Consider the following 23,428-nt stretch of genomic DNA (forward strand, 5'->3'; position numbering starts at 1 on the left):
AGGGAAAGGGTTGGCATGGGCACCGACGGTGACGACAACGAGCGCGGCGAGCACCGGGCCGCGTCCGAATTCGGTCCCCCCGTAGGCGATTTCGGACCGCCGGTCGACGATGCCGGCTTCGGTGGACCGCTGGCGGCGCCGCCGCCCAGCCCGCCGGGTGCCCTGCCGGAGATGGGCTGGCGCCCGGCCGCGCCCGGCCCCGCCGCGCCGAGTCCATCGGACGCGTCCGGTCCCTTCGGCGCGCCCGTTGCCGCGACTCCGCCCGTACCGCCGCCGGGGCCGCCCACCATGCCGCCGCGCGGGCCGGTTCAGCCGTCCGCGCCGACCTCGGTCTTCGGCGACGCCGTCGCCACGCCCCCACCGCCGATGCCGCCGCCCGCCACCGGAGACGGCTCGCCGTTCGGCGCGCCCGATCCACGGATCGGCGCGCCGTCGGAGGATCAGACCGTCCGGTTCACCGGCGAGCGCAGGAACGCCTCGCCGTTCGGTGACGCGGTGCCGGTGGCTTCCGGCCGGGAGCCCACCGAGGTGATGCGGCGGGAGAAGCCGGGGCCACGCGCGCAGGCGTCCGCGGCCGAGCCGTCGCCGGAGACCGAGCGCATGTCGGCGCCGGAACTCGTGCGTCAGCAGGCACCGGAGCGCGCGGAGGCCAAGGGCGAGGACCGGGCCTGGTGGAACAGTACCGACGAGGGCGGTGCGGTGCCGAAGCCGCCCGGCGAGGAGAGTCTGTCCTGGGCCGACGACCCCATCGCCCGCAGGCTCGCGCCGAAGAACCCGATCGCGCCGACCAGCGAGTCGCCCAGGGAACCCGATCGCAGCAGACTGCACTGGATTCTCGGCGGTGCCGCAGCGGCGGTGCTGCTGGTCGTCGTCCTGACCTTGACGATCGCGCTGGTCAAGCGTGGCGGTGGCGACGACCCCGGGGTCACCGCCGCGCCGGTTCCGTCGATCTCCTCGCCGACCGAGTGCAAGGCGATGTCGGAACAGGCGGTCACGGTCGGCAACGGTCCCGGAGACACGTCCTCGGGTGCCAAGGCGATTCTCGGTTTCCAGTACGCGTTCTATGTGGAGCGGTCCGGCGCCGGGGTGCGCGAGTTCGTTGCCCCCGACGCGGAGAACATCTCCCCGGCCGCGACCATCCAGCAGGCGATCGACGACCTGATCCCGCAGGGCTCGACGCACTGCGTGCGGATGCGGGAGACCAGCACCGGCATCTATGACGTCGAGCTGCGGGAATGGCATCCCGACGGGTCGGCGATCGTGTACAAGCAGGAGATCGTCACCACCAATACCGACGGGAAGTGGCAGGTCAAGTCGATCACCGCACGGTGACGTCTCATTAGTTGAGACTGTAATTTCATATTCTGGTGGACGGTGTGTAATCGTAGGATGATTGCCGCTCCCGCTGTCCCCGGAGGTACCCATGTCGCCGACCACCCCAGCATTGGCGGACAAGCTCGCCGGCCTGCGGAGCTCGGCGATCCGGGACCTGCTCAAACTCACCGCGCGCGCCGATGTCATCAGTCTGGCGGGCGGATTGCCCGATGCCGCGCTGATGCCGCGCGAGCGCATCGCCACCGCCGCGGATTCCGCGCTGCGCGATGCCGCGGTGCTGCAGTACACCGAGTCGCCCGGCTGGCCCGCCCTGCGCGCGGTGCTCGCGGCCAGGGAGACCGCGCGGATCGGCCGCGCCGTGCCGGTCGAGGAGGTGTTCATCACCCACGGTTCGCAGCAGGCACTGTCGCTGCTCGCCGAGGTGCTGCTCGATCCCGGCGCGTTGGTGATCGTCGAGGATCCCGCGTATGTCGGTGCGCTGCAGGTGTTCCGGGCGGCCGGCGCGCGCATCGTCGCCGTGCCGCTCGACCGCGAGGGGATGCGGGTCGACGTGCTGGCCGACCTGCTGGCCGCCGGTGAGCGCCCGGCCCTGGTGCACACCGTTTCCAACTTCCACAACCCCGGCGGCGTCACCCTCTCGCCCGAGCGGCGCCGCAGGCTCGCCGAACTCGCCGAGGCGTACGGGTTCTGGGTGGTCGAGGACGATCCGTACGGCGAGCTCTGGTTCGACCAGCGGGCACCGGACCCGGTCGCGACCTACTCGTCCCAGGTGATCCGGCTGTCCAGTGCCTCCAAGATCCTGTCCCCGGCGCTGCGCGTCGGCTGGATGGTGGCCCCCGACCGGGTCTGCCGCGCGGTCGAACTGCTCAAGCAGGGTGCCGACCTGTGCGGCTCCGCGCTCACCCACCAGGTCGCCGCCGATCTGCTGGCCGACACCGAATGGCTCACCGCCCATATCGATGCGGTCCGCACCGCCTACGGCACCCGCGCAGGCGCCCTGGTCGACGCCGTGCGCACCACCTTCGGCGACCGCGTCGAGTGCACCGACGCCACCGGCGGCATGTTCGTCTGGGCCGACTTCACCGACGGCACCGACACCACCACCCTGCTCCCGCGGGCCCTCGACGCCGGCGTCGCCTACGTCCCCGGCTCCGCCTTCGCCGTCTCCGACGGCTACACCCATTCGATGCGCCTGTGCTTCACCACCTCCGACTCCGCCACTCTGACCGAGGCGATCCGCCGGTTGGCGACGGCGGTGAGCTGAGGCGCTGCCCGGTTGGCGGTAGGCCCTGCGGGGTTCACACCCAGTCGTAGGTGCGTTCCACGGCCTTGTTCCATTCGGCGTAGCGGCGGGTGCGGTCGGCTTCGGGCATCGTGGGGGTCCAGGTGTGGTCGGCGGTCCAGTTGGCGCGCAGGTCGTCGAGGCCGGACCAGTACCCGACGGCGAGGCCCGCCGCGTAGGCGGCGCCGAGTGCGGTGGTCTCGCGGACGACGGGGCGGACGACCGGGACGTCGAGGATATCGGCTTGGAACTGCATGAGCAGGTCGTTGCCGGTCATGCCGCCGTCGACCTTGAGGGTGGTCAGTTCCAGGTCGAGGTGCTGGGCGTCGGCGTCGGCGCGCATGGCGTCGACCACCTCGCGAGTCTGGAAGGCGGTGGATTCCAGCGCGGCCCTCGCCAGATGCGCCTTGGTGACGAAACGGGTCAGCCCGGCGATCACGCCGCGCGCGTCGGGTCGCCAGCGCGGGGCGAACAGCCCGGAGAAGGCGGGGACGAAGTAGGCGCCGCCGTTGTCGTCGACGCTGCGGGCCAGCGGTTCGACCTCGGTGGCCGAGCCGATGACGCCGAGATTGTCGCGCAGCCACTGCACCAGCGAGCCGGTGACGGCGATGGAACCCTCCAGCGCGTAGACCGCTGGTGCGTCACCGAGCTGATAGCAGGCCGTGGTGAGCAGGCCGTGCTTACTGAACACCGGCGTGGTCCCGGTGTTGAGCAGCATGAAATTTCCGGTGCCGTAGGTGTTCTTGGCCTCGCCGGGCGACAGGCACGCCTGGCCGAAGGTCGCCGCCTGCTGATCGCCGAGGATGCCGGCGACCGGCGCGCCTGCGAACGGCCCAGCGGTGATCTCGGCGTAGACCTCCGAGGAACTGCGGATGCTGGGCAGCAGTGACATCGGGATGCCGAACTCGGCGCAGATCTGCGGATCCCAGCGCAGTGTCCGCAGATCCATCAGCATGGTTCGCGAGGCGTTGGTGACGTCGGTGAGGTGTTCGCCGGTCAGTTTCCACAGCACCCAGGTATCCATGGTGCCGAAGCACAGGTCGCCCGCCTCGGCCCGCGCGCGGACCCCGGCGACCTGGTCGAGAATCCAGCGCAGCTTGGGTCCGGCGAAGTAGGTCGACAGCGGCAGTCCGGTGCGGTCGGCGTAGCGCTGTGGCCCCTGGTCGCCGCCGAGATCAGCGCACAGCTGATCGGTGCGGGTGTCCTGCCAGACGATCGCGTTGTACACCGGCTCGCCGGTCTCGCGATCCCAGACGACGGTCGTCTCGCGCTGATTGGTGATGCCGATCGCGGCCAGATCACCGGCCGAACAGCCGCTGTTGCCGAGCGCGGCGCCGAGCACCCACTCGGTATTGCGCCACACCTGGATCGGATCATGTTCGACCCAGCCCGGTTTCGGGAAGATCTGCCGGTGTTCCCGTTGCGCGGTCCCGACGATCCGGCCCTGCCGGTCGAAGACGATGCACCGACTCGAAGTCGTGCCCTGATCGATGGCGGCCACATAGCGACGCATCCAAGCAGGCTACCCAAGGGCGGCGATCCGACATGCCACAGTCGAGCGCTTCGGTGCCGGGACCCAACCACCGGGCGCCGGTTGGGTGTGCTGGGCAAACTTCGGCGGCCACGCCAGTGGCCAAGCGTCCCGCGCGCCGCGCAGGTACTACGTTTAGCCTGTACCCAGCGGCGCCGGATGTGCACCGGCGTCGGCGAACCACGGTCAGCTGCACCGGTCGGTGAGGAGTCCAGCATGTCGCAGTCACCGGAGTTTCCCTTCCTGCACCCGGGGGAGTTGGTCGCGGGCGGTTCCCGGCTCGGCCCCGGTCAGCTCGGGCCGGAGCAGCGCCGCACCGCCTGGGAGCGCCTCGGCAAGGACCAGTTCGACGTTCTCGTGATCGGTGGCGGCGTGGTCGGCGCCGGTATCGCGCTCGATGCCGCCACTCGCGGCCTCTCGGTGGCGCTGGTGGAGGCCCGCGATCTGGCCTCCGGCACCTCGAGCCGGTCGTCGAAGATGTTCCACGGTGGTCTGCGCTACCTCGAACAGCTCGAGTTCGGCCTGGTCAGGGAGGCGCTCAAGGAGCGCGAGCTGGCGCTGTCGACGCTGGCTCCGCACCTGGTGAAGCCACTGCGCTTCCTCTACCCCCTGACGCACCGGTTCTGGGAGCGGCCGTACGTGGCCGCGGGCCTGACCCTCTACGACAGCATGGGCGGCGCGAAATCGGTTCCCGGGCAGCATCATCTGACCAGGCACGGTGCCATGCGGCTGGCGCCCGGCCTGCGCAGGGACTCGTTGATCGGCGGCGTCACCTACTACGACACCGTGGTCGACGACGCCCGCCACACCATGACCGTGGCCCGCACCGCCGCCCATTACGGTGCGGTGATCCGCACCTCCACCCAGGTCGTCGGACTGCTGCGGGAGGCCGACCGGGTGGTCGGGGTGAAGCTGCGCGACACCGAGGACGGGCGCACCGGCGAGGCGCGGGCCAACGTGGTGATCAACGCGACCGGCGTGTGGACCGACGACGTGCAGAGCCTGTCGCATCAGCGTGGCCGATTCCATGTGCGGGCCTCCAAGGGTGTGCACATCGTGGTGCCGCGCGACCGGATCGTCAGCGATGCCGCGATCATCCTGCGCACCGCCACCTCGGTGCTGTTCGTCATCCCGTGGGGCGCGCACTGGATCATCGGCACCACCGACACCGACTGGAATCTGGACCTTGCCCATCCCGCGGCCACCAAGGCCGATATCGACTATCTGCTCGACCGGGTGAACCAGGTGCTGGTCACCCCACTGACCCACGCCGATATCGACGGCGTCTACGCGGGGCTGCGCCCGCTGCTGGCCGGGGAGAGCGACGAGACCTCCAAGCTCTCACGCGAGCACGCGGTGGCCAGGGTGGCGCCCGGCCTGGTCAGCATCGCCGGCGGCAAGTACACCACCTACCGGGTAATGGCCGCCGACGCCATGGACGAAGCGGCGCGCGACATTCCGGCCAGGGTGTCGCCGTCGATCACCGAGAAGGTGGCCCTGCTCGGCGCCGACGGCTACTTCGCGCTGGTGAACCAGACCGTGCAGCTGGCCGAGCACTACGGCATCCACCCGTACCGGATGACGCACCTGCTCGACCGGTACGGCTCGGTGGTCGACGAGGTGCTCTCCCTCGCCGACGGCAAACCCGAACTGCTGCAACCGATCACCGACGCCCCCGCCTACCTGCAGGTGGAGGCGGTGTACGCCGCCGCCGCCGAGGGCGCGCTGCACCTCGACGACATCCTGGCCCGGCGCACCCGCATCTCCATCGAGTACGCCGACCGGGGCGCGCACTGTGCCGAACAGGTGGCCCACCTGGTCGCGCCCGTCCTCGGCTGGGATGCCGACGAGATCGACCGCGAGGTGCGCAACTATCAGGCGCGGGTGCGCGCGGAGATCGAATCGCAGACCCAGCCCGACGACATCTCCGCCGACGCGCTGCGGGCCGCGGCGCCCGAACCGCGACCGCAGTTGCTCGAGCCGGTGCCGCAGGATCGCTGAGCCGGCCCGCCTCTCCGCGTATTTCGGCCAGACTTACATGCGTGGTGGGTTGGGTCGGCGGCAAGACCAGGATGGGGTTGGGTCAGTCCGTACCCGGTGAGTCACCTATGTGCTTGCGTGCTCGGTGATGGAGGCATAATGCCTTGTAGAGTGCGCAATTCTAGTGCGTTGTGCGCGCAGAACACGGTGACCTCTTCGCGGTGGTCGCTGATCAGTTCGCGGAGGCGCTGCTGGTTGTCGATGCGGGCGGCGGGCACGGTTTGGACGAGGCGTTCGAACAGGGTGGCGCCGGGCGGTTGGTGCGGGGGCTGGTCGAGCTGGCCCGGGTGGAAATAGGCGTCGCCGACCGAGAACTTCCAGCCGTCACCGGTGTCGATGGCGATCCCGGCGTGGCCGCGGGTGTGGCCGGCCAGCGGGATGATCAGCAGTTCCGGTGGGAGGCCACGTAGTTGGCGCACCGCGCCGAAGCCGAACCAGGGCTCACCGAGTTCGTCGTAGCTCTCCCAGAGCGGCCCGTGCGCGAATTGCGCTGCCCGGTAACGGAATTTCTCACGCGGGCCGTACTTGCCCTCGAGCGCGCGTAGTTCCTCGCCGTACACGTGGACCTTCGCGTGCGGGAAGTCGGCCAGACCGCCCGCGTGGTCCAGGTCGAGGTGGGTGAGCACGATATCGGTGACATCCTCGCGACGGTAGCCGAGCGCCTCGATCCGCCGGGCGACGGTGCCGTCGAGGTCGAGGACGGGGCGAGTCATCCTGATGAAGCGGCGACCGAGCCATTCGTCGGGGCGATGCACGGAACCTTCGCCGATGCCGGTTTCGATGAGCACCAGCCGGTCGTCGAGTTCGATCAGGACGCAGTGGCAGACCATTTCGGCCCGTCGGGTGAGACCGCCGACGCCGTCGAGCAGGCGGCCGCCGAAGGGGCGCATGGTGCCGCCGTCGAGATGGTGGATACGCATCAGGAGAGCTCCTGTTCGAGAGTGGTGCGCAGGTGGTCGGCGACCGCCCGCAAGGGGGTGAGATCGTGCTTGGTTCGGGCGAGCAGCAGGGCGCCTTCCAACGCGGCCAGTGCGACGGTGGCCAGCTGGTCGGCGCGCGCGTCGGGAATCCCCTTGGCGCGCAGGAATTCCTCGATGGCGCTGCGCCAGGAGTCGAACCCGGTGGCGCACGCGGCCCTGATCGGTTCGCTGTCGCCACCGGCGTCGAGGGCGATGGTGGCGATGGGGCAGCCGCGCTGGAAATCCGAATCGGTGAGCATGGCGCCGAGAGCGGCGAAGACACCGTCGATATCGCCGGATTCGAGTGCGCTCGTCAGCAGCGCCCGCAGCGCGTCGGCCGATTGGGTGACGGCCTCGGCGGCGAGCTGTTCCTTGCCGCCGGGGAAATGGAAGTAGAAGGATCCCTTGGGCGCGCCACCAGCGCTGACCAGCTGGTTGATGCCGGTGGCGTGATAGCCCTTGGTATGGAACAGGTCGACGGCCGCGTCGAGGAAGCGCTGCCGGGAGTCCGTGCGTGGAGTCACTCCATGAGCGTAGCTCGAGTATGACGACCGGTCTAGTTAGTCGGCTCCGATTGGCAGCGGGGGCAGTAGTAGATCCCACGTTCGCGCCGGGTGACACGGTCGGCGTGGTCGTCCTCGCCGAGCAGGCGCGAGACGATCGCGGTACCGCAGCGCTGGCACGGCCTGCGGGTGCGCCCGTACACCATGGGTCGCCACGGTGGTTCGTGCGCGGCCTTACCGAGCACCCGGTGGGCCTCGTCGACGAGGGCGGGCAGGTCGGGGATGTCGGCGACCGGGGTGGCCGGATGGACGCGGCGCAGGAAGCAGATCTCGCTGCGGTAGATATTGCCGATCCCGGCGAGATTGCGCTGGTCGAGCAGGGCGAGGCCGATGGGGCGCCGGGGATGGGTGGTGAGTCTGCGCAGCGCCTCGTCGCTGTCCCAATCCGGGCCGAGCAGGTCGGGGCCGAGGTGGTCGACGACGGTGTGTTCCGCCGCGCGCGGCAGTACCTCGACCTTGCCGAGCGCGAACCCGACCGCTTCCGCGTCGTCGTTGGCCAGCACCACCCTGGCGGTGACGCGCGGTTTGGTCCAGCGCTGGCCGCAGTGGAACACCCGCCACTCGCCCTCCATCTTCAGATGGCTGTGGATGCTCACCCGATCGGTGCGGATGAACAGGTGCTTGCCGTAGCTGCCGACCTCGGTGACGAGGTCACCGGCCAGATCGACCGTCGCGAAACGCGGCACCCGGAAGTCGCTGCGGGTGAGGGTTTTTCCCGCCAGGGCGGCGCGCAGCCGTTCGGCCGTGCGGAAGACGGTGTCGCCCTCTGGCATCCGGCTACACCTGCCTGCGCAACCGCAGACCGCGCGGGGTCATCGCGAAGCCGGACTCGACGAGCAGATCGGCGAAGGTGTTGCCGTGCACGGATTCACCATTGATCTTGTCGACTACCAGGCTGTCGACCCTGCGGTCGTGCACCAGGCCCGCCAGCGCTCTCGCGGCCTCCCCGCGCAGAGCAGGGTCCTCGGTGAAGCTGAGCAGGGTCTTGCCGCCGCGTTCCACATACAGCACCAGCTCGCCGCCGACCAGGACCACCAGCGCGCCCGCCTTGCGGCCTGGCCGGTGACCACCCTCCGCGTCACCCTTGGGCCACGGCAGCGCCGCGCCGTACGGATTCGCCGGGTCACAGGCGGCCAGCGCGAGCGCGACGCCGGGCGCGGCGGTATCGCGATCGGTGTCGAAGGAACGCAGCCGGTCGACGGTGTCGGTGGTGGAGAACTGGGCGCCGCCGAGGGTGTCGACGAAGTAGCCGCGGCGGCAGCGTCCCCGGTCCTCGAACTCGGTGAGCACGCGGTACATGAGCGCGAAACCGCCGGGCACCCCCTCGTTCTGCACCGAGCCGCGGGTCAGCACGCCATAGCGTTCGAGCAGCTGATCGGCGGTGGCGTGGGCGCGCAAGGTGTTGTCCCGCACCCGTTCCGGCAGGATCGACCAGCGCCCGGCCAGCGTCGGCGGGCCCGATCTGGTCGGCATGGACGGACGCGGCAGGTAGGCACGGCCACGAGGGGCCCGGCGCGGGGTGCGGTGCGCGGTGGTGCTGCGGGCGGTGCCGGAGAGCAGCGCGCGCACGGGGGCGAAGGTGTCACCGGAGACGTATCCGGCCCACACCAGCTGCCACAGCGCGTCGCCGACGGCGTTGTCGTCGAGCAGGCCGGTGGCGTCGGCGAGCTGGCGGAAGAAGAACGCGCCGCCGCCGCGCAGCGTGGCGGGAAGTCCGCGCGGGGTGACCGGATCGCCGGTTGTCGCTGGCTCGGCGCTGCCGCGACTGTCGAGGGATGCCGGCGCTGCGGGGCCGGGATGGTCCGGGGTCGACTCCGTGCCGTCGTCGGCGCCCGGCGCGGTCGCGGCGTCGAGGTCGACGGTGTTCGGCCGCCGGCCGCGCGGCGGCCACGGTTCGAGCTCCGCGCCGAGGGCGGCGAGCAGGCCGAGCTGGACGTCGGAGGGGTCGATGTCGTCGGGTGGGGGCAGGGTGAACGGGGCCTGCTCGGCGAGATGCAGGGCGATCCAACCGTCGCGGGCGGTGATCGCACCGTGGCCGGACCAGATCACCTCGCCGGTGGCCATCAGTTCGTCGAGCATGGCGGGGGAGTAGTCGCGCACCCGCGTCGGCAGGATCAGCGACTCCCATGCCGACGCCGGAATCGGCACGCCCGCGAGCTGATCCACCACGGTAGCGACTCCGTCGACGCCGCGAAGTTCACCGGAGCCCACGTGCTGCCAAGCAGGCAAGAAGCGGGCGAACGCGGCGGTGGCTACCGGTTCCACCTCGTGCCGGGCGGCGGCCAGTGAGCGTCGGCGCAAGCGCCGCAACACCTGGGCGTCGCACCATTCGGTCCCCGCGGTGGCCGGGGTGAATTCGCCTTCCACAACGCGTTTCTCGGCGAGCAGCCGGTGCAGCGCGGTCGCGGCGACGGCCGTACCGAGTCCGAAGCGGGCGGCGACATCGGCGGTGCTGAAAGGCGCATGGGTGCGCGCGTACCGGCCGACGAGATCACCGAGCGGATCCGGGACCGGCTCGATGAACGCGGCGGGCACACCGATCGGCAGCGGCACACCCAGTGCGTCTCGCAGGCGTGCGGCATCCTCGATGGCCACCCACCAGGTCTCTCCGGTGAACGAGACTTCCAGCGCACGACGGGAATCGCGTAATTCGGCGAACCAAGCGGGGGCATCCGAGCCGGCGAGGGGATCGCCGCCGCCGACCGGGTCGGGATCCCGGCTGGCATCGCCCGCGGGTACGACGTCGGCCCTTTTCCCCTGGATCGCGTCGGTCCGTTGCGCAGTGGGCTCGGTGGCCGTGGTCGGACGGCGGACGCAGCGCGCGGCCGCCTCGACAGGTGTCAGCGGTCCGAGCAGTCGCAGCAGATCGGCCAGGCCCTCGGCGTCGGTGGCCAAGCGTTCGGGCGTGCGGCGCTGGAGTTCGCGTTCGGTGAGCGCGATGACCTCCGGGTCGAGGAGCTCGCGCAGTTCGACGCGGCCGAGGAGTTCGGCGAGCAAGCTCGAGTCCAGCGCGAGTGCGGCGGCGCGGCGTTCGGCGAGTGGGCTGTCGCCGTCGTAGAGGAACTGGCCGACGTAGGAGAACAGCATCGCGTTCGCGAACGGCGACGGGGTGGCGGTCTCCACATCGATGAGCCGGATTTCGCGGCGAGCCACCTTGGTGAGCAGCTCACGCAGCGACGGCAGGTCGTAGACATCGCGCAGGCACTCGCGCACGGTTTCCAGCAGGATCGGGAAGTCCGGGAATTTGCGTGCCACATCCAGTAATTGGGCCGAACGCTGCCGCTGCTGCCAGAGCGGCGCGCGTTTTCCTGGGTCGCGGCGCGGCAGCAGCAGGGCCCTGGCGGCGCACTCGCGGAAGCGGGAGGCGAACAGGGCCGAGCCGCCGACCTGCTCGGTGACGATGTCGTCGATCTCGTCGGGCTCGAAGACGAACAGTTCGGCGCCCGGCGGCTCGTCGGTGGTGTCGGGCAGGCGGACCACGATGCCGTCATCGGACGCGGTGGGCGCGGCATCGATCCCGAAGCGCTCCTGCAGGCGGGCGCCGACGGCCAGCGCCAATGGCGCGTGCACAGGGGTGCCGAAGGGGGAGTGCAGCACCAGGCGCCAGTCGCCGAGTTCGTCGCGGAAGCGTTCGACGACCAGGGTGCGATCGGTCGGGAGCTGGCCGGTGGCGGTGCGCTGTTCCTCGAGCAGGACGACCATATTGGCCGTCGCGTTCTGATCGAGTCCGGCGGCACGGACCAGTCGGTCCAGGTGCGCGGCAGCGGGACTCAGCTCTGTGGGTCGATTCGCCGCCGCCCTGGTGGTGCGGCGAGAACCTTTCCGCGCACCGTCCGTTGGCGTGCCCGCAGCGGTGTCCGGCGAGTCGTCGACGGCGGTCGGCGTGACCGCGTCACCGGTCGCGGTGGCGTCCACACCCATGCCAAGCACGATCCGGGTGAGCTCATCGGCCGGAACCTGACCGGCGGACCGCACGAATTCACCCAACGCCGAACCCAATTCAGCCGGGCGGCCGAGACCGTCGCCGTGCCAGAACGGGAGCCTGCCGGGTAGGCCGAACGCGGGCGACACCAAGACCCGGTCGAAGGTGATCTCCTCGATGCGCCAGCTCGTGGCGCCGAGGGCGAACACATCGCCGACCCGTGACTCGTAGACCATCTCCTCGTCGAGTTCACCGACCCGCGAAGCCTTCTCGCCCACCATGAACACCGCGAACATGCCGCGGTCGGGGATCGCGCCGCCGGAGGTGACGGCAAGGCGCTGGGCGCCGGGGCGGCCGGTGAGCGTGCCCGCGTCGCGGTCCCACACCACGCGCGGGCGCAGTTCGGCGAACTCGTCGGAGGGGTAGCGGCCCGCGAGGAGATCGAGCACGGATTCGTAGGCCGAGCGGGGCAGGCTCGCGTAACTGCCGGTGGCGCGGACGATGTCGAACCAGGCGTCGACATCGATCGGTTCCAGCGCGCAGGCGGCCACGGTCTGCTGGGCGAGGATATCGAGGGGATGGGTGGGGATCTGCAACCGTTCGATCTCCCCGGCCAGCATGCGCTGCGCCGCGACCGTGCAGTGGATGACATCGGTGCGGTGCTTCGGGAACAGCACACCGCGCGAGACCTCACCCACCTGATGCCCGGCCCGCCCGACCCGCTGCAACCCGCTCGCCACCGACGGCGGTGCCTCCACCTGCACCACCAGATCCACCGCACCCATGTCGATGCCGAGCTCGAGACTGCTGGTGGCGACCACACAGCGAAGGCGCCCGGTCTTGAGGTCGTCCTCGATGAGCGCGCGCTGCTCCTTGCTCACCGAGCCGTGATGGGCCCGCGCGAGCAGCTGGTCGGCGCCGTGGACCACCTCGGTCGACGGGCCGAGCTGGGCGGGCGGGGCGTGCTCGGTGTCCACCGGCTCGCCGAGGCGCGCCGAATAGGCCTCGTTGAGCCGGGCGGTGAGCCGTTCGGCGAGCCTGCGCGAATTCGCGAAAACGATCGACGACCGGTGCTCGAGCACGAGGTCGACGATGGCCTCGTCGACGTGCGGCCAGATGGAGCCCGGCTGGTCGGAGTCGCCGGGATCGGTCATATCGGCCACCGGCACCCGTACCGACAGGTCGAAGGTCTTCGGGGCCGGTGGCCGCACGATGGTGATCGGCGCCGATCCCACCAGGAACCGGCCCACCTCCTCGGGTGGCCGCACGGTCGCCGAGAGCCCGATCCGCTGCGCAGGCCGCTCGGTGAGCTGGTCGAGCCGGGCCAGCGACAGCGCCAGATGCGCGCCGCGCTTGGTCCCGGCGATGGCGTGCACCTCGTCGACGATCACCGTGCCGACCTGGGTGAGGCTCTCCCTGGCTGCCGAGGTGAGCAGCAGGAACAGCGACTCCGGCGTGGTGATGAGGATGTCCGGCGGTGTGCGCTGCATGGCCCGGCGTTGCGCGGGCGTGGTGTCACCGGACCGCACTCCCACCGAGATCTCCGGCGGATCCAGCCCCAACCGTTTCGCGGTCTGCGTGACCCCGACCAGTGGCGCCCGCAGGTTCCGCTCCACATCCACCGCGAGCGCCTTCAGCGGCGACACGTACAACACCGACGTGCCACGCGAGCTCCCCGGCTCCGGTGCGGGCCTGGCCGCCAGCTGGTCGATCGCCCACAGGAACGCCGACAGCGTCTTACCCGACCCGGTAGGCGCGATGACCAGCGTGTTCTCTCCCCGCGAAATCGCCTCCCACGCCCCGAGCTGCGCCGACGTAGGCCCGGCAAAGGCCCCGTCGAACCACTGCGCCGTCGCCGCCGAAAACCGCTCCATCCCCTCAGTCTGCACCGCCCCACCGACAACGCCGGGTAGGTGATCACCGTCACGATGACCGGCGCTACTGTGGGGTCTCGTGCAGACGGTGCTCAGGGTTGACCTTGTTGGTCATGGCTTGACCGAGGCGGTGCGGAAGGCGCGATTCCCGGTGGACGAGCCACTGGATGAGGCGGGGCGCGGCGCGGTGCGGGAGTGCGTGACGTTGACGGACGCGCAGGTGCGGACCGGGCCGGAACGGCGGGCCAGGGAAACGGCTGAGGCGTTGGGGATGGTCGGCGAGCTGGACGCGCGACTACGGGATCTGGACGCGGGCTCGTGGCGCGGGACCGAGATGGGAGCGCTGGCACAGGATCAGCTGTTCGCCTGGCTGACCGACCCCGGATTCCGTGGGCACGGCGGCGAGTCGGTCACCGAGTTGGTGGAGCGGGCCAGGTTCTGGCTGGCCGAGATCGCCTCGGCTGGCCGCGACACCGTGGCGGTGACCCACCCGGCGGTGATCCGCGCGATCCTGCTCGCCGCGCTCGACGCACCACCGAAGTCGTTCTGGCGCATCGATATCCCACCCGCCAGCGTCACCCGCCTGCACTACCGCGGCAATTGGACCCTGCGGCTGGGTGGGGTATAGCCCGGCGCTGAACGAGCGAAGCCCCCGGAGTGGAACTCCGGGGGCTTCGATCTAGTAGCGGGAACAGGATTTGAACCTGCGACCTCTGGGTTATGAGCCCAGCGAGCTACCGAGCTGCTCCATCCCGCGTCGTAAATACCACTGTACACGGCGCGGGCAGGATGGCGAAATCGGTGCGGTGATCAGCCGAAATGGATGCCCTGGGCCAGGGGGAGTTCGGTGGAGTAGTTGATGGTGTTGGTGGCTCTGCGCATGTACGCCTTCCAGGAATCCGACCCGGATTCGCGCCCGCCGCCGGTGTGCTTCTCGCCGCCGAACGCGCCGCCGATCTCGGCGCCGGAGGTGCCGATGTTGACATTGGCGATGCCACAGTCGGAACCGGCGAGGAACAGCTCGGCCTCACGCTGGTCGAGGGTGAAGATGGCAGAGGAGAGGCCCTGCGGCACATCGTTGTTCAACGCGATGGCGGCGTCGATGTCGTCGTAGGTGAGGACGTAGAGGATCGGTGCGAAGGTCTCCTCGCGCACCAGCTCGGTCTGGGCGGGCATCCGGACGATAGCCGGCCGGACGTAGTAGGCGTCGGGGCCGATCAGCTCCACCCGTTCACCGCCGCAGACGATCTCGCCGCCCGCCGCCACCGCGCGCGAGAGCGCCTGCTGCATCGCGACATACGCGCGCTCGTTGATCAGCGGGCCGACGAGCACGCCGTCGTCGAGCGGATTGCCGACGCGCAGTTGCCTGTACGCGGCGGCCAGCCGCTCGACCAGCCGATCGGCGACGCGGTGGTGTGCGATCAGCCTGCGCAGGGTGGTGCACCGCTGGCCCGCCGTCCCCGCCGCCGCGAAGACGATGCCGCGCACCGCCAGGTCGAGATCGGCACTCGGCGCGACGACGGCGGCATTGTTGCCGCCCAGCTCGAGCAGGCAACGGCCGAACCGCGCCGCCACCCGTGGCGCGACCGTGCCGCCCATCCGGATCGATCCGGTGGCGCTGAGCAGGGCGACGCGCGGATCGTCGACGAGTACCTCGCCGACCGCGGCGTCGCCCTGGATCAGCTGGTGCACTTCGGGATCGGCGCCGACCTCGACGGCGGCGCGTCGCAGCAGCGTGTGGCAGGCCAGCGCCGTCAGTGGGGTGGTATCGGAGGGCTTCCACACCACCGTGTCACCGCACACCAGCGCGATCGCGGTGTTCCACGCCCACACCGCCACCGGGAAGTTGAACGCCGAGATCACCCCGACCACGCCCAGCGGATGCCAGGTCTCCATCAGCCGGTGGCCCGGCCGCTCGGAAGGCATTGTGGCGCCGTAGAGCTGGCGGGACAAGCCGATCGCGAACTCGCAGACGTCGATCATCTCCTGCACCTCGCCGAGGGCCTCGGCGCCGATCTTGCCCGCCTCCAGGGTGACCAGCTCGGCGAGCTCGCCCTGGTGCGTGACCAGCAGCTCGGCCAGCTTGCGCACCAGCGCCGCCCGCACCGGGGCGGGCACCGTTCGCCACGACTGGAAGGCGGTGGCGGCCCGGCCGATGGCGGCGTCGACCTCGGCCCGCGAGTCGGCGGGCAGCCGCAGCAGCGCTCCGCCGGAGATCGGGGAGCGGGCCGTCAGGTCGCCGGATTCGGGCACCTGCGCCCCGAGCCCGTGTAGCAGGGCCCTGGCGCGCAGCGAGAGCTGCTCGGCGAAGTGCTCGGTCACGGTGGGAATCATCGCTACTGCTCACCTTCTGCTCATTGGTACTGCTCACGGAAAAGTTGGGTCGAATTCGGTGGGGGAACAGAAAGAAGTTTTCCCCGCGCGACCCCCGTGCTGGGTTAGCCTTCGCTGATGGCGGATACACCGGCTAGACCCCAGCTCGACGACATCGACCGACTATTGATCAAAGAACTGATGAACGACGGTCGCGCCACGTTGTCGAACCTGGCGGAGAAGGCCAGCCTCTCGGTCTCGGCAGTGCAATCGCGGGTGCGCAGGCTCGAAGCGCGCGGAGTGATCCGCGGGTACGCGGCGCACGTCGACCCCGAAGCGCTCGGGCACCTGTTGTCGGCGTTCGTGGCGATCACTCCTCTCGACCCGTCCCAGCCCGATGACGCGCCCGCCCTGCTGCAGCACATCCCCGGCATCGAGGCATGCCACTCGGTGGCGGGCGAGGAGAGCTACGTCCTGCTGGTGCGGGTGGCCTCGCCGCGGCATCTGGAACAGCTGCTGGCCGAGATCAGGGCCACCGCCAATGTGCGGACGCGCAGCACCATCATCCTGCAGACATTCTACGACAGGTAACGATTTCTCGTAATAGTTCCACGATTACGTAGAGGTTCCGTAAATATTTGCGTACCCTCGGTGGCGTGACCATCGAACTGGAGCGCCCCGGCGCGGCGGTCACCCCCGCCAACCGGGTCAACGAAATCCTGTCCTCGCACATCCTCGCGGACGGCTTCGAGCTGGTGCTCGACCTGCACAAGTCGCACGGCCGCACGCTCATCGACGAGCGCGACGGCACCGCGTACCTCGACATGTTCGGCTTCTTCGCCTCCAACGCGCTCGGGATGAACCATCCGGCGCTGGCCGCCGACGAGCGGTTCCGTGCCGAGCTGGCCACCGCCGCTATCAACAAACCGAGCAACTCCGATATCTACACCGTGGAGATGGCTCGCTTCGTCGAGACCTTCGCCAGGGTGCTCGGTGATCCCGCGCTGCCGCACCTGTTCTTCGTCGACGGTGGTGCGCTCGCGGTGGAGAACGCGCTCAAGGTCGCGTTCGACTGGAAGAGCAGGCACAACGAATCGCACGGCCGCTCACCGGAACTCGGTACCAAGGTGCTGCACCTGACCGGGGCGTTCCACGGCCGCAGTGGCTACACGATGTCGCTGACCAACACCGATCCGATCAAGACCGCGCGCTTCCCGAAGTTCGACTGGCCCCGCATCGACACTCCGCACGTGCACGCCGGCCCCGATCTCGACGCGCTGGAGGCCAGGTCGATCGCGCAGGCGGCGCAGGCCTTCGCCGATCATCCGCACGACATCGCCTGCTTCATCGCCGAGCCCATCCAGGGCGAGGGTGGTGACCGGCATCTGCGCTCGCGTTTCCTCGCCGCCATGCAGCGGCTGTGTCACGACAACGACGCGCTGTTCGTGCTGGACGAGGTGCAGACCGGGGTCGGGATGACCGGAACCACCTGGGCTTACCAGCAATTGGCGATCCAGCCGGATGTGGTGGCCTTCGGCAAGAAGACCCAGGTGTGCGGAATCATGGCGGGCGGGCGCGTGGACGAGGTGCCCGACAATGTGTTCCGGGTGAGTTCACGGCTGAACTCCACCTGGGGCGGCAACCTGACCGACATGGTGCGCATCCGCCGCATTCTCGAAGTGCTGGAACAGGATCGGTTGATCGAGAAATCGGTTCCGCGCGGTGCCTACTTGCTCGATCAGCTCGGCCAGCTGGCCGCCGCGCACCCGGACAAGGTGAGCGAGCCGCGCGGACGCGGCCTGATGTGCGCCATCACCCTGGCCTCGCCCGAGCTGCGGGACCGGGTGGTGACGGCGATGCGGGAACGCCAGCATGTGCTGCTGCTCGGCACGGGGGAGCGTGGCATCCGGTTCCGTCCGCCGCTCACGGTCACCGTCGAGGAACTCGGCAGCGCCGTCGACGCGCTCGACGCGGTACTGCTGCGCGAGCGCGTGTAGCGCGGCGGAGTTGCCCGCCGGTCGTGCGCCCGCGGAGTGGCCGCGGCCGGGACGCTGTCCGCACCGCGCACACCGGCGTCACGCGGTCGCTGTCACCGTCAGCCCCAGCGCGCCGGCGACGAAGCGGTGCACCGAGGCCAGGCCTGCCGCCAGCGCCTCGTCCTCGCCGGGCCGCGCCCAGCCGGTGACCGTCGCGGTATCGCCGGGGCCGGGAGTCACCCCGATCTCGGCGACCAGCTCGGCAGTGGTCGGCACACAGACCGCCCAGGAGAAGTGGGACTCGTCGGCCCACTGGGCGGCACGGGTGGTGACATAGCCGGGATCGGTGATGCCGCCGTCGGCCAGCGCGGGCCGGTCGTCGATGCGGTCGTCGGCGCGCAGCGCGCGCAGATACCAGGCGCCTGCGTTGATCTCGATCGGTTCCACGTGACGAGCCTAGGCCTCACCGGTAGTAGGGCGTGGCCTGGACCCAGTGGAAGCCACGCGCGACGGCGGGGAACTGCGCGAGGTCGACCAGGTCCAGCCGCATGCGGACCGGCTTGCCGCCGAGCGTGCCGGTGAGGATCAGCTGATCCCGCTGTGGCCGCACGTAATCGAACCGCGCCAGCTGCCACTGGTGTTCGGTGTCCCTGGACAGGGTGATCATCCGCTGCTCGGTGTCGACGCGGGCCGGGAACGACACCAGGGAATCGTCGAGTCGCTGCACCGTCATGCCCTGGGGGATGTCGAAGATGATGCGGCGAAAGCGTTCCGTAGGCACCGGCAGGCCGCTGTCCTGCGTGGTGAAGTCGACCAGGGCGGGGACGGGTTCGCCGTCCCTGGTGTACTCGGTGACGTTCCAGATCCCGTAGAGCGGGGACGTCGGCCTGGCGCTGCCGTAGGTGTGCCAGCCGTCGTAGGCCTCTGCGATCGACGCGGCCAGAATCCACATCCCGAGCAGGGCCTGGGCGATCAGTAACCGCCGGTTGCCGCGTGGGCTGTCGAGCAGGGTCTCGGCGGGACGCGCAGGCACCGCGGTGCCGAGCACGGCTCGGACGATCCTGGCGAGCTCGGGTGCGGCCAGGATCGTGGCGTACAGCAGCACCTGCATCGCGAACAGCTTCACCGGCACGTCGAAGGTGAGGTTCACCAACAGCACCTGCAACCCGACCAGCACGGCGAGCACCGAGCCGAGTCCCGCCGTGCGCGGCAGGATCAGCAGCAGCGCCGCGGTGACTTCCGCCGCGCCGAGGGCGATCTCGTAGGGCGCCGACAGCGACGACTGCGCCCACAGCACCGCCATCGGGCTCATGTGCCCGAACGGTTCGACCAGCCGCTCCAGATTGAACGACATCTGGGTTGGCAGCACCTTGATCATCCCGTACAGCATCAGCGCGCTGACCAGGGCGAATCGCAACAACAGCCGGAACGCCCCGGCGAGGCGCCGGTAGTCGGTGCGGCGGCGGTCGAGCACTGTCCACGCGGCGGTGATCGGCACGGCGACCAGGACCAGCGTGAACACGCCCACCCACTTCGCCGCGGTGTCGCCGCTTCCGGTGATCGTGTAGTCGATCTCGGCACCGAACACCCGCGCGCCGATCCAGTCGCTGAGCGGAGACAGTGCCGCCCACCTGGCGACCGAGTTCACCGTCTCCGGCGGCAAGCCCGCGGTGCGCAGCAGCGTGTGCAGCAGCCATGTCCCCGCCATCCCGATACCGACGACCAGGAAACCGAACCGGAAGATGATCCGGTGCGCCGGATGCCACTGCGGCCCGGTTCCCCGCTCCGGCTCGGTCACCGGTTCACGACGCGTCACAACCCCTGTGGCCACCCATCACTCCTACGCGCTCGCCGTGCGGGTGACACGCTGTGTCGAACAGCGCTGCCCCGGCGGTCCAGTGTGGTGGCTGCTCAGCCAACGCTTCCTGGCCCGCGGGGACGACGCTATGGGAGCGGCCGGAAGCGGGAAATCCGGCAAAACCACTGCCCCGACAAATCGGGGTACGCGATCAGGCCGGCCGGGGCTGGGCGCCGAGCAGGGCGTGGACCGCGCTGCGGCCGATGTCGAGCGCCCTGGTGAGCAGATCGGTGTCGCGGGCGGCACTGTCGATGGCGGGCGAGTTCGCGGGCGGGTGCACCTGCAGGACCCGCTCGCCGAGTCCGGCGAGGAAGTTGTCCTCGACGGCCTGCTGACCGGGGCGCTGCGACCAAGCGCGGAAGGCGCCGGGGGCGATGGCACGCATGTAGCCGCCGCCGACGATGCGGTGCAGCAGCGGCGCAGGCGGCCGGACCTCGTCGGTGCGCCGGGTACGCAGGACCAGGGCATGGGTGATGCCCGCGGCCACCGCCGAACGGATCGGGACGGTCTCGGACAGGCCGCCGTCGAAGTAGCTGCGGCCACCGAGCTCCACCGGCGGACCGGCGAGCAGCGGCAATCCCGCCGAGGCGCGCAGCGCGGTCATCAGGGTGGGCTTGTCGACGATGTGCGGGGCCAGGTCCACCGGCTCGCCGGTGCGGACATCGGTCGCGATCGGGTGGAAGGTGGTGGGGTTGGCCAGAATCGCGGGGAAGTCCATCGGCTCGATGCCGTCGTACACGTGGTGCACCAGGTAGCGCAGATCGAAGACCGGACGGCCGCGCAGGATGCGCACCGGGTCGACCACCCGCCGCATGATCGTGGCGTCGGTCCAGGACCGCATGCCGGTCTCGGCCCGGCCACACAGCAGCCAGGCGCCGTTGATGGCGCCCGCCGACGTGCCGTACACCGCGTCGAAAACCGAGGCCAGCCCGAGTTCCTCGATGGCCTGCACCATGCCGCTGGAGTACACCCCGCGGCTGCCACCGCCCTCGATCACCAGTGCCAGCCGGTGCCCGTCGTGGCGATGCCCGGCCGTGCGACGGCCCTCGATCACCGCGGCGACCGTGGCCGGACCCGGAGTCGCGATGGGGTCCTCATCGATGCGCGCACTGCTGGTCACCCGATCCACGATACGACAGGACCCCCGCGCCCGGCCTGGCCGAAGAGCTGTTCTTCGCCGCCCGTTCACCCAGGGCGACGCGGATCAGCCGGGAATGTTCAGCAGCTGCTTGGCAACGCCGACCGCGGCCGGACCGTCCAGGTCAGGCGCGTCCGCCCACTGTCCGCCGGTGATCGACACCTTCGCGGTCGGCAGCTCCACCGTGGTGGCCGCGACAGCCGCGACAGCGGTCGTCGCGCCGAGCGTGTAGGCGATGCCGCCCGCCGAATCGAGTTCCTGGTCGGGGATCACGGTCAGGCCGCCCGCCGAGAGCGTCTGCGCGGTGGGCACCTCGCCGTTGCCCGGCTCGATGATGACCTCGACCGAACGGATCTCGGCGATCGTGCCCGAGTCGGTGTCGGTCTCCCAATTGCAGTAGCTGCCGTACTGGTCAGCCTCGTTGGTATCCAGGGGTACCAGGCCCTCGATATAGGGTGCCACGGCGGCGGCGACGGTGTCGCAGCCGATCGTCTCGGCCAGGATCGGGTCGTCGTCGGTGCCGAGCGCCGGTGCGGCGGCGGCCGAGGACGCGTCGGTCGCGGTGGCCGGCACAGCGGCCTCCTCCGACGAGCAGGCGGTGAGGAATCCGGTCAGGACGAGGGCGGTGAAGGGCAGAGCAATTCGAAGCACTTCGGCACGCTAACAGTGTTGTGGGCGGCTGACCGAATATGACGAACTTTGTGATGAACCGGCGAGGACCCGGCCACCCATCGGGTGCCGGGTCCTCGACCGCGCTGGAACAGCGACTACTTGATTTCCGCCAGGACGGTGCCCTGGGTGATCGCGGCGCCGGCCTCGACGGCGAGTCCGGTGACGACACCGGCCTTGTGCGCGTTGACCGGGTTCTCCATCTTCATGGCCTCGAGCACCACGATCAGGTCGCCCGCCTCCACGGTCTGGCCCTCTTCGACGGCGACCTTCACCACGGTGCCCTGCATGGGCGCGGTGACCGCGTCACCGGAGGCGGCGCCGCCACCCGCACCGCCACGCTTGCGCGGCTTGGGCTTCTTGCGGATCACGCCGTTACCGGCCGAACCGGCCGCACCGCCACCGAGGGTGAACTGGCCGGGCAGCGACACCTCGACGCGACGGCCACCGACCTCGACGACGACCTTCTGCCGGGGCAGGTCCTCGTCGTCGCCCTCGGCGGGCGCACCGGCCGTGTACGGCTCGACGCTGTTCTTCCACTCGGTTTCGATCCACTTGGTGTAGACGTCGAACTTCTCGCCGTCACCGATGAACGCCGGGTCCTCGACGATCGCGCGGTGGAACGGGATGACCGTCGCCAGACCCTCGACCTCGAACTCGGCCAGCGCGCGGCGGGCCCGCTGCAGCGCCTGCTCGCGGTTCTCGCCGGTGACGATCAGCTTGGCCAGCATCGAGTCGAACTGACCGCCGATGACGCTGCCTGCGACCACACCGGAATCCACGCGGACACCGGGGCCCGACGGCTCACGGTAGACGTTCACCGGGCCGGGGGCGGGCAGGAAGCCGCGACCGGCGTCCTCGCCGTTGATCCGGAACTCGAAGGAGTGACCGCGCGGGGTGGGGTCCTCGGTGATGGTGAGCGCGTCGCCGTTGGCGATGCGGAACTGCTGGCGCACCAGGTCGATGCCCGCGGTCTCCTCGGTGACCGGGTGCTCCACCTGCAGGCGGGTGTTCACCTCGAGGAACGACACGGTCTCGCCCTGCACCAGGTACTCCACGGTGCCTGCGCCGTAGTAGCCCGCCTCGCGGCAGATGCGCTTGGCCGAGGAGTGGATCTTCGCGCGGACCTCGTCGGACAGGAACGGCGCCGGCGCCTCCTCGACGAGCTTCTGGAAGCGGCGCTGCAGCGAGCAGTCGCGGGTACCCGCGACGACGACATTGCCGTGCTGGTCGGCGATGACCTGGGCCTCGACGTGGCGGGCCTTGTCCAGGTACTGCTCGACGAAGCACTCACCGCGGCCGAACGCGGCCACGGCCTCGCGGGTCGCCGACTCGAACAGCTCGGGGATCTCCTCGATGGTGTGGGCGACCTTCATGCCGCGGCCACCACCACCGAAGGCCGCCTTGATGGCGACCGGGACGCCGTACTCCTTGGCGAATGCGACGACCTCGTCGGCGTTCTTGACCGGGTCCTTGGTGCCCGCGGCCATCGGGGCCTGCGCGCGCTCGGCGATGTGGCGCGCGGTGACCTTGTCGCCCAGGTCGCGGATGGACTGCGGGGAGGGGCCGATCCAGATCAGCCCGGCGTCGATGACGGCCTGGGCGAAGTCGGCGTTCTCGGAGAGGAAGCCGTAACCGGGGTGGATCGCATCCGCACCGGACTTGGCGGCGGCGTCGAGGATCTTGTCGAACACGAGGTACGACTCGGCGGAGGTCTGGCCACCGAGGGCGAAGGCCTCGTCGGCGAGCTTCACGAAGGGAGCGTCGGCATCGGGCTCGGCGTACACCGCGACGCTGGTGATCCCCGCGTCCTTGGCAGCCCGGATCACGCGGACCGCGATCTCGCCGCGGTTAGCTACGAGTACCTTCGTGATCCGTGCGCTGGCATGGCTGGGCACTGAGCCTCCTGTGTGCAATCTTTGGTCGCTTCGGGTGGGGCGCCTTGCAGGTCCCGTGCCCGGTATCGAC

At 70.1% G+C, this 23,428-nt stretch carries 17 protein-coding genes and 1 tRNA gene; 6 read left to right on the forward strand and 12 right to left on the reverse strand.

All coding sequences use genetic code 11. The features are described 5' to 3' along the window. The first annotated feature begins 15 nt into the window (after window positions 1–15). Complete coding sequence (locus ACFOW8_RS08740; RefSeq protein ID WP_378548055.1) at window positions 16–1,332, forward strand: hypothetical protein; 1,317 nt, start codon at window positions 16–18, stop codon at window positions 1,330–1,332. A 91-nt stretch (window positions 1,333–1,423) separates the two neighbouring features. Continuing rightward, entirely contained in the window at window positions 1,424–2,599 is a 1,176-nt protein-coding gene (locus tag ACFOW8_RS08745; RefSeq protein ID WP_378548058.1) for an aminotransferase-like domain-containing protein, read from the forward strand. Between the two features lie 34 nt (window positions 2,600–2,633). On the opposite strand, the gene glpK is transcribed toward ACFOW8_RS08745, so the two are convergent. Further along, complete coding sequence (gene glpK / locus ACFOW8_RS08750; protein WP_378548061.1) at window positions 2,634–4,130, reverse strand: glycerol kinase GlpK; 1,497 nt, start codon at window positions 4,128–4,130, stop codon at window positions 2,634–2,636. Window positions 4,131–4,364: 234 nt separating this feature from the next. Between glpK and glpD the strand changes: the two genes are divergently transcribed. Next, window positions 4,365–6,149 (forward strand): glycerol-3-phosphate dehydrogenase, encoded by a 1,785-nt coding sequence (glpD, locus tag ACFOW8_RS08755; RefSeq protein ID WP_378548064.1) that lies wholly within the window; start codon window positions 4,365–4,367, stop codon window positions 6,147–6,149. Window positions 6,150–6,250: 101 nt separating this feature from the next. Here glpD and ACFOW8_RS08760 read toward each other — a convergent pair whose 3' ends face one another. Genes ACFOW8_RS08760 through ACFOW8_RS08775 form a run of 4 tightly spaced genes read right to left on the reverse strand, consistent with a single transcriptional unit; the run spans window position 6,251 to window position 13,506 of the window. Further along, on the reverse strand, window positions 6,251–7,108 hold the full coding sequence (locus ACFOW8_RS08760) for an MBL fold metallo-hydrolase (protein WP_378548067.1): 858 nt from the start codon (window positions 7,106–7,108) through the stop codon (window positions 6,251–6,253). Next, window positions 7,108–7,671 (reverse strand): TetR/AcrR family transcriptional regulator, encoded by a 564-nt coding sequence (locus ACFOW8_RS08765; RefSeq protein ID WP_378548070.1) that lies wholly within the window; start codon window positions 7,669–7,671, stop codon window positions 7,108–7,110. Before ACFOW8_RS08765 ends, ACFOW8_RS08760 begins: the two co-directional genes overlap by 1 nt. A 32-nt stretch (window positions 7,672–7,703) precedes the next feature. After that, window positions 7,704–8,483, reverse strand: a complete 780-nt coding sequence (locus tag ACFOW8_RS08770; RefSeq protein ID WP_378548073.1) for an Fpg/Nei family DNA glycosylase — start codon at window positions 8,481–8,483, stop codon at window positions 7,704–7,706. 4 nt (window positions 8,484–8,487) lie between these two features. Then, entirely contained in the window at window positions 8,488–13,506 is a 5,019-nt protein-coding gene (locus tag ACFOW8_RS08775; protein ID WP_378548076.1) for an Lhr family ATP-dependent helicase, read from the reverse strand. Window positions 13,507–13,594: 88 nt separating this feature from the next. On the opposite strand from ACFOW8_RS08775, the gene ACFOW8_RS08780 reads away from it, so the two are divergent. Next, window positions 13,595–14,134, forward strand: coding sequence for a histidine phosphatase family protein (locus tag ACFOW8_RS08780; RefSeq protein WP_449289763.1), 540 nt, complete (start codon window positions 13,595–13,597; stop codon window positions 14,132–14,134). A gap of 55 nt (window positions 14,135–14,189) precedes the next feature. On the opposite strand, the gene ACFOW8_RS08785 is transcribed toward ACFOW8_RS08780, so the two are convergent. Next, window positions 14,190–14,263: transfer RNA gene (locus tag ACFOW8_RS08785), tRNA-Met, on the reverse strand. Between the two features lie 53 nt (window positions 14,264–14,316). Next, a complete protein-coding gene (gene amaB / locus ACFOW8_RS08790) occupies window positions 14,317–15,840 on the reverse strand; it encodes an L-piperidine-6-carboxylate dehydrogenase (protein WP_378548082.1) in 1,524 nt (507 codons plus the stop codon). A 117-nt stretch (window positions 15,841–15,957) separates the two neighbouring features. On the opposite strand from amaB, the gene ACFOW8_RS08795 reads away from it, so the two are divergent. Both ACFOW8_RS08795 and lat read left to right on the forward strand, forming a co-directional pair. Further along, window positions 15,958–16,410 (forward strand): Lrp/AsnC family transcriptional regulator, encoded by a 453-nt coding sequence (locus tag ACFOW8_RS08795; protein WP_378548085.1) that lies wholly within the window; start codon window positions 15,958–15,960, stop codon window positions 16,408–16,410. Between the two features lie 65 nt (window positions 16,411–16,475). Further along, window positions 16,476–17,816: an L-lysine 6-transaminase gene (lat, locus tag ACFOW8_RS08800; protein WP_378548088.1), complete on the forward strand. Its 1,341-nt coding sequence runs from the start codon at window positions 16,476–16,478 to the stop codon at window positions 17,814–17,816. A 78-nt stretch (window positions 17,817–17,894) separates the two neighbouring features. Here lat and ACFOW8_RS08805 read toward each other — a convergent pair whose 3' ends face one another. From ACFOW8_RS08805 to ACFOW8_RS08825, 5 genes are all read right to left on the reverse strand, one after another. After that, window positions 17,895–18,242 (reverse strand): hypothetical protein, encoded by a 348-nt coding sequence (locus ACFOW8_RS08805; protein WP_378548091.1) that lies wholly within the window; start codon window positions 18,240–18,242, stop codon window positions 17,895–17,897. A gap of 16 nt (window positions 18,243–18,258) precedes the next feature. Then, complete coding sequence (locus ACFOW8_RS08810; RefSeq protein ID WP_378548094.1) at window positions 18,259–19,626, reverse strand: DoxX family protein; 1,368 nt, start codon at window positions 19,624–19,626, stop codon at window positions 18,259–18,261. Window positions 19,627–19,804: 178 nt separating this feature from the next. Continuing rightward, entirely contained in the window at window positions 19,805–20,773 is a 969-nt protein-coding gene (locus tag ACFOW8_RS08815) for a patatin-like phospholipase family protein (RefSeq protein WP_378548097.1), read from the reverse strand. Between the two features lie 84 nt (window positions 20,774–20,857). Further along, complete coding sequence (locus ACFOW8_RS08820; RefSeq protein ID WP_378548100.1) at window positions 20,858–21,442, reverse strand: hypothetical protein; 585 nt, start codon at window positions 21,440–21,442, stop codon at window positions 20,858–20,860. 116 nt (window positions 21,443–21,558) lie between these two features. Next, window positions 21,559–23,358: an acetyl/propionyl/methylcrotonyl-CoA carboxylase subunit alpha gene (locus tag ACFOW8_RS08825; RefSeq protein WP_378548103.1), complete on the reverse strand. Its 1,800-nt coding sequence runs from the start codon at window positions 23,356–23,358 to the stop codon at window positions 21,559–21,561. Between the last annotated feature and the right edge of the window lie 70 nt (window positions 23,359–23,428).

Origin of the sequence: Nocardia rhizosphaerae (genome assembly GCF_042650365.1) — a bacterium.
Lineage (GTDB): Bacteria > Actinomycetota > Actinomycetes > Mycobacteriales > Mycobacteriaceae > Nocardia > Nocardia rhizosphaerae.

Bases quoted from the DNA above. Each gene is read 5' to 3' on its own strand.
- ACFOW8_RS08740 (WP_378548055.1), top strand. From the start codon at position 16: ATGGGCACCGACGGTGACGACAACGAGCGCGGCGAGCACCGGGCCGCG.
- ACFOW8_RS08775 (WP_378548076.1), bottom strand. From the start codon at position 13,506: ATGGAGCGGTTTTCGGCGGCGACGGCGCAGTGGTTCGACGGGGCCTTT.
- glpK (WP_378548061.1), bottom strand. From the start codon at position 4,130: ATGCGTCGCTATGTGGCCGCCATCGATCAGGGCACGACTTCGAGTCGG.
- ACFOW8_RS08745 (WP_378548058.1), top strand. From the start codon at position 1,424: ATGTCGCCGACCACCCCAGCATTGGCGGACAAGCTCGCCGGCCTGCGG.
- amaB (WP_378548082.1), bottom strand. From the start codon at position 15,840: ATGATTCCCACCGTGACCGAGCACTTCGCCGAGCAGCTCTCGCTGCGC.
- ACFOW8_RS08795 (WP_378548085.1), top strand. From the start codon at position 15,958: ATGGCGGATACACCGGCTAGACCCCAGCTCGACGACATCGACCGACTA.
- ACFOW8_RS08760 (WP_378548067.1), bottom strand. From the start codon at position 7,108: ATGCGTATCCACCATCTCGACGGCGGCACCATGCGCCCCTTCGGCGGC.
- glpD (WP_378548064.1), top strand. From the start codon at position 4,365: ATGTCGCAGTCACCGGAGTTTCCCTTCCTGCACCCGGGGGAGTTGGTC.
- ACFOW8_RS08770 (WP_378548073.1), bottom strand. From the start codon at position 8,483: ATGCCAGAGGGCGACACCGTCTTCCGCACGGCCGAACGGCTGCGCGCC.